General features: G+C 69.2%; 4 protein-coding genes. All 4 read right to left on the bottom strand.

Going from position 1 to position 2,192, the window contains the following annotated elements; translation table 11 throughout:
• On the bottom strand, positions 1-311 hold a 311-nt coding region (locus tag FJV41_RS48845), incomplete at its 3' end, for a hypothetical protein (RefSeq protein ID WP_141649464.1).
• Positions 308-1,855 carry a recombinase family protein gene (locus FJV41_RS48840; RefSeq protein ID WP_141649463.1) on the bottom strand — a complete coding sequence of 516 codons (1,548 nt, stop codon included), beginning with the start codon at positions 1,853-1,855 and terminating at the stop codon, positions 308-310. The genes FJV41_RS48845 and FJV41_RS48840, both read right to left, overlap by 4 nt.
• A complete protein-coding gene (locus tag FJV41_RS48835; protein WP_141649462.1) occupies positions 1,852-2,055 on the bottom strand; it encodes a hypothetical protein in 204 nt (67 codons plus the stop codon). The genes FJV41_RS48840 and FJV41_RS48835 overlap by 4 nt, the downstream gene beginning before the upstream one ends.
• On the bottom strand, positions 2,052-2,192 hold a 141-nt coding region (locus tag FJV41_RS48830), incomplete at its 5' end, for a DUF2924 domain-containing protein (RefSeq protein ID WP_141649461.1). The genes FJV41_RS48835 and FJV41_RS48830, both read right to left, overlap by 4 nt.

Genomic DNA, 2,192 nt, shown 5'->3' with positions numbered 1-2,192 from the left:
TCGAGGAACAGCACCTCCTCCTGGATGTCGGGCGCCAGCAACCGCAAGTCCAACAGGTGCGTCACACGCGCCCGGGTAAAGCCCAGTTGACTCGCGACGTCCGCCGCGCTCGCCACGAGCCCCCGCTCAATGGCGGACTCCACATGGTGCGCCAGGGCCAGCATTCGCGCGACGCGCGAGGGCCTTCGCGCCACCTCTCGCGGCGACGGCGGCGCCCCCTCTCGGAAGCGCACCTTCGAGCGATGCACGCGGTGGAAGGGCGCGCTGACGAGGCCGGCCTCCGCCGACTGGGATTCGGGGCTGGTGCTCACGCCGCCACCCCTTCACACCCGGGCGATGCGGCCTCACCGGCATGGGCCAGGTACACGTCGACCTGGCCCGTCGCCTCGTTCATCACCACACGGCCAACGAGGGCCCGAAGCAGGCGTCCCCGGTTGACGGCGGTGAGGGCGTCCCACACCGCGTCGAAGTCCGCCAGGGCCTGGGCCACCCACGCCACCTCCAACCGCTCCCCCTCCGTGGCGTCCAGGGCGCGCTCCACCTCCGCCAGTCGCTTCTTCATGCCGGCGACCTCCTCCTCCGTGGCCGTCAGCTTCTCCTCCAAGAGGCGCCGCGCGGGGCCCTCCAGCTTGGTGAGGGAGTCCACCCACTTCCTCGACTCCCCAGCGCGCTTGGCCAAATCCCTCGGCAACTGCGTGCGCTCCACACGCAGGGCCTTGCGCTTCTCCTCCAGCCGCGCGGTAAGGCGTGCATGTACCTGCGCCGCGAAGCCCTGGCCGACGGAGACTTCCCGCAGGCGCTCGACGACGAAGTCTTCCAGCGCAGGCCCCGGCAGGGGAGCTGCCCGGCACCCCTGCTTCCCCTCCTTGTCCCGAGTGACGCAGCGGTAGTAGCGGTACTCCCGCGTGCCCTTGCGCGTGCTGCCGGGCGTCATCGCCTCGCCACACAGGCCGCAGCGCAGCAGCCCTCGCAGCACGTAGTCGGGGTTGCGCCCGTGGTACTGGATGCCTGGGCGCTCCAGCATGTCCCGCACCTGGTGGAAGGTGGCCCTGTCTACAATCGCCGGGTGCTCTCCCGGGTGCATCTCATCGCCGTACGGCACGAAGCCCGCGTATAGGGGACTGCGCAAGAGGCGCAGTACGTCCTGCGTCGTCCACTTCCGAGCCGCGCGCGTGGCGCCGCTCTGGGCCTCATAACGCTTCGTCTTGCGCCCCCTCTCGTTGAGGAGGCGCGCCACCGCCGAGGCCTGCTGGTGCTGGAGGTACAGCTCGAAGGCCTCCCGCACCACCACCGCCTCGTACTCATTCGCCACGAGGCGCTTGTCCTTCACGTCGTAGCCCAGCGGCGCGCGCCCTCCCGTCCACAGCCCCTTGCGGCGCGCGGCGGCCACCTTGTCCCGCGTGCGCTCGGAGATCATCTCCCGCTCGAACTCGGCGAAGGACATCAGCATGTTGAGGGTGAGCCGCCCCATCGCATCGGCGGTGGAGAAGTTCTGCGTCACGGAGACGAAGGACGCGCCCGCCGTGTTGAGGCGCTCCATGACTTTCGCGAAGTCGAGGAGGCTGCGGGAGAGGCGGTCCACCTTGTACACCACCACCACGTCCACCCGGCCTGCGTCCACATCCTGCATCAGCCGCTGGAAGGCGGGCCGCTCCATGTTGGCGCCGGTGAAGCCGCCATCGTCGTAGCACTCGTCCACCAACGCCCAGCCGGGCTGTCGCTGCACGTAGGTGACACAAGACTCGCGCTGGGCGTCCAGCGAGTTGAACTCCATCTCCAGGCCCGCCGCCGTGGACTTGCGCGTGTACACGGCGCAGCGCTTCGCGTCCGAGGGCGCTGGCTTGCTCTTCCTCATTCCCCCTCCGAATTCCCGGGCGTCGTCGGCCGCGTGGGCTCGGCGCTCGAGGCTGGCGGTTGCCCAGCGAAACGCTCCGCCGCAGCCACCAGTCGCTCTATGTTGTCGTTGAGGCGCTTCAACTCACGGACGAGGGCCGGCATCGTCCCCTCGTAGAAGCGCTGCCCCATGTGCGTCTGGAAGAAGGAGGGGGCGCTCATCGCGTCACCGCCTTCTGCTTCGAGCCGCCGTCCTTGAGGCCGAAGAAGCTGTAGCCATTCCAGGCCGTGCCCGTAATCAGCTTGGCCACGAAGGAGAGGCTGCGGTGGAGCTGGCCTTCGTATTCAATCCCGCCCTC

Source organism: Myxococcus llanfairpwllgwyngyllgogerychwyrndrobwllllantysiliogogogochensis, from assembly GCF_006636215.1.
Classification (GTDB): Bacteria; Myxococcota; Myxococcia; order Myxococcales; family Myxococcaceae; genus Myxococcus; species Myxococcus llanfairpwllgwyngyllgogerychwyrndrobwllllantysiliogogogochensis.
This window is presented reverse-complemented; position numbering and strand designations above follow the sequence as displayed.